General features: G+C 40.2%; 4 protein-coding genes. 2 read left to right on the plus strand and 2 right to left on the minus strand.

Going from position 1 to position 3,175, the window contains the following annotated elements; genetic code table 11:
• Window positions 1–234 precede the first annotated feature (234 nt).
• Entirely contained in the window at window positions 235–636 is a 402-nt protein-coding gene (locus Q366_RS19025; RefSeq protein ID WP_035242364.1) for a hypothetical protein, read from the plus strand.
• 1,131 nt (window positions 637–1,767) lie between these two features.
• Here Q366_RS19025 and Q366_RS19030 read toward each other — a convergent pair.
• Together Q366_RS19030 and Q366_RS20585 are read right to left on the minus strand one after the other, a co-directional pair.
• A complete protein-coding gene (locus Q366_RS19030; RefSeq protein ID WP_035242367.1) occupies window positions 1,768–2,016 on the minus strand; it encodes a hypothetical protein in 249 nt (82 codons plus the stop codon).
• 207 nt (window positions 2,017–2,223) lie between these two features.
• Window positions 2,224–2,700: a helix-turn-helix domain-containing protein gene (locus tag Q366_RS20585; RefSeq protein ID WP_051958169.1), complete on the minus strand. Its 477-nt coding sequence runs from the start codon at window positions 2,698–2,700 to the stop codon at window positions 2,224–2,226.
• 107 nt (window positions 2,701–2,807) lie between these two features.
• On the opposite strand from Q366_RS20585, the gene Q366_RS19040 reads away from it, so the two are divergent.
• Complete coding sequence (locus tag Q366_RS19040) at window positions 2,808–3,095, plus strand: hypothetical protein (protein ID WP_035242370.1); 288 nt, start codon at window positions 2,808–2,810, stop codon at window positions 3,093–3,095.
• Window positions 3,096–3,175 lie beyond the last annotated feature (80 nt).

The raw sequence follows: 3,175 nt of genomic DNA on the forward strand, positions 1-3,175 counted from the left end.
CCGAAGCACCGTCACCGATACCCCGTTGCACTACCACTACACCCTTCGCCTCCATCCGGCTGGGTCTAAGACTTGCCAAATGTATTGAAATTCTATACATTTGACTCACTTTTAAGAACACGTGCCGTGCCCGGCACACACAAACGCATCAACTCGGACTGGCAATTCCGCTGCGCTCCATTGCCAGCCGGTTATGCGAAACGTTATGCGTGAATATAAAACGGAACATATCAAATGCTCTCTGAAGTTTTAGTCGGAACAATTCTTTTCTTATGTGGAATAGCTATAATCATTTATGGCGACAAGATTATTAAATCCAATGATGGGGCCATATCAAAAATATTTTCACATAAACAGAGCAACTTAAAATTGATAAAATGGCCTGCTGGTATAGTGCTATTTTTATTTGGATTTATTTCACTGCAAACGCAAAAGTCTTTTTATTGGGCAGGATTAGTTGAGTGGCTTATGTCTTGTTCTTGTTTATCGATTATTGGCATTAAAAATAGTCATTGGTTTTCGACTGGCAGATCGGCTTTTTCAGAATTAACTGGTATCGACAGAAAATTGGTAAAATTGGCTGGAGTATTGTTTGGTATAGGCAGCTTTTTGTTTATGATAGGCGCCTTAAAATAAAAATCGCATAACCCATCACTGGACGGGACCACGAGCAGCTCAGTCGCCATTTTGAAGCACCCGGCGCGGCCCGTCAGTTCAAACGTTAAAGTGTTGACTTTGTCTATAAGTCCTCGGTTTTTTGAAAAACGTTCAGGCGCTATATGTTGTGTTTTCTTTGAAACGCCAGAAATCAATTAGAGCGGATTTCTTTCTGGACTTCCCCCTGGGGCAGATCGAAGATTTTAAGATTTATAATTCTGAGATCCGTGGGAATGTTGTTCTGTAAAGAGTTTGAGCGTGTTCCAGTCGAGTGCTTGAGCCGGTCGGTCTTCCCGGTCCAGCTTGCATTTTGTTAACTCAAAGTCCTTTATTCATCGGTGGTTAACCTGGTTAACTTGTTAATCTGCGGTTAACTATTCTGACTCACCAGGGCTTATCCCCGAATCAGACTTCTTTCTGCCTTCCCCTGGAGCCGATACCTCTGATCCCCCAGGGGGTGGATTACTTCCTGGACTTCCTCTGGGGCGTACTTTCTGCCGGATGTTTTCCAGATGTGTGTTTTTTATTGGTTGATTTTAGGTTGAACCCTAAGTATTTTATTAACTTAAGCAATAATCACACCATTACACCAAGATCCATGATAGATAGGCGGTTAACAGCATGGTATCATAATTGCATAAACAAATAAAAATACATATAGTACTATGTATTTTGGATAGCCCCTGGTTTGGTTGTCTTGCAGAACTGGGGCATGGATTGGGTAGCAGATTCGGTTGACCAATGGGAATCCTTTTGTGTCATCAGCGCCTATAAGATACCGCCGCTACTGAGATCGGTGGGAATGTTGCTCTGTAAAGAGTTTGAGCGTGTGCCAGTCGAGTGCTTGAGCCGGGCGGTCTTCCCAGCGTGATTATGTCGGTGTGGACCGGCTGTCAACACAATGTCCCGATGAACAGTCCCATTCCGCGGTAGCCCCGGAATCCTCCCGAAGTGTTGCGTTAACGTGAGATTGTCGAAGCCCAGCCCGCCCCCTTTTTTAGTATTCCCTTGAGTTAGATTCTCACCCCCTCCTTACAAACCAAAAATGTAAAGCGTTTCCATAACCAACAAAGGTTATCGCCCACAGGCGCCAATACTGTTTGGGTCCATTTATATTTTTTTAGGCGGAGCCCAACGACTGTTATCTTCCGGTAAACTTGTAATTATTGATTTTTGATTCAGACTTTGTTTTTTAAGCAGGTCTCGAATTTCGTAAAGCAGTTCAATTCTTTTGTTTATTTTGAAGTACCAGCACACCACCGGCCTCATGATCAACCATATTGCTGCTGAAAAGATAACGCTTGAACCGCCAATAATTAAGACTGATAATATTCCTGTTTTGAAAATTTCGAAATCCATATGTATCCTCTTTAGGCAAAATGTAAAAATTAGACTTAGTGCCAAATGAATATTTATGTCATCTATCTCAAAACCGCTGTTTTGATCGCGGTGCCATCATTGCCATATTGAAAACTTTTTTTGATGGGAATCTTCCCATTCGGCTTATTAGTTTTTAAATGAGTGAACCACGATGTCCTCCAAGATATATTAAAATATTGTCGATTATCAGATATTGTCTTTTTCTTTAGTGAGCTTCCCCAGGGGTTTATTTTCTGGAATAGAAATTAATGGGCTTGGGATGGTCCCTTCTTTTAGTTTGACCACAATAAATTTCAGATCCGCGACTGTCCTAAGGAAAGTATGTTGGCTTATACTCTCAATTTCTAACAAGGCCTTTATTGCGGCACTTCCTTCATCTTGGATTTTGAAATTTATCTTAATTTTATTATCTGGATTTGTTTTTTTATCATTTCCCAAAAGTATCCAATCTGTAGTCACTTCGAATAGTTCAGATAACTTTATTATTGATTTTGCCGAAGGTTCGTAGCGATTTTTTTCAAGAGAACTGATATTCCCCTTTGAAAGCCCTATTATTTCGGATAATTGCGCCTGTGTCATATCCCCTTTGATTCTCAAATATTTTATTCTGTCGCCAATTTTTTCCAAGCTAAGTTCAGATATATCAATTTTTTTTCTTGACATTGTTTGCGTTTCTATTCTAAAAAGGTTTTAAAGTTCAGATATCAAAACATTTATATTTTTTATAGATACTTAGATTCAACTGTACCATTAAAAAAAAGGCTAATCAAATGAACCCACAAGAAGCAGCCTACACATTAAAAGAACAACTCCCCACAATAGATTACATCCAAACCGGTCATGGTAAAATCAAGCTTACCCGTGAAATGAAGTCAATCGTTCGGAACAGTTTAGTTCCAATACTTTCCAAAATTGTAACCCAGTATGGATTCAAGCACTTCTGTAAATCATGCGGTAGAGGGCTTTTCTTATCCGAAATACTTCGTGGTTGTTCAGATCTCCGGGGCCTTTGTTCTGATTGCTATGAAAAAGAGCTTCAAGCAAGGGGAGAAGGTTAAAATGTAACCCCCGCGGTCAAAGGATTTTTACATGTCCACTATAAATAACAGGCTAATCAAATGAACCCACAAGACGCAGC

It is taken from the genome of Desulfobacter vibrioformis DSM 8776 (genome assembly GCF_000745975.1).
Lineage (GTDB): Bacteria > Desulfobacterota > Desulfobacteria > Desulfobacterales > Desulfobacteraceae > Desulfobacter > Desulfobacter vibrioformis.

What these genes read in the sequence shown, in the direction of transcription:
- Q366_RS19025 (WP_035242364.1), top strand. Translation starts at nt 235, where the DNA reads ATGCTCTCTGAAGTTTTAGTCGGAACAATTCTTTTCTTATGTGGAATA.
- Q366_RS20585 (WP_051958169.1), bottom strand. Translation starts at nt 2,700, where the DNA reads ATGTCAAGAAAAAAAATTGATATATCTGAACTTAGCTTGGAAAAAATT.
- Q366_RS19030 (WP_035242367.1), bottom strand. Translation starts at nt 2,016, where the DNA reads ATGGATTTCGAAATTTTCAAAACAGGAATATTATCAGTCTTAATTATT.
- Q366_RS19040 (WP_035242370.1), top strand. Translation starts at nt 2,808, where the DNA reads ATGAACCCACAAGAAGCAGCCTACACATTAAAAGAACAACTCCCCACA.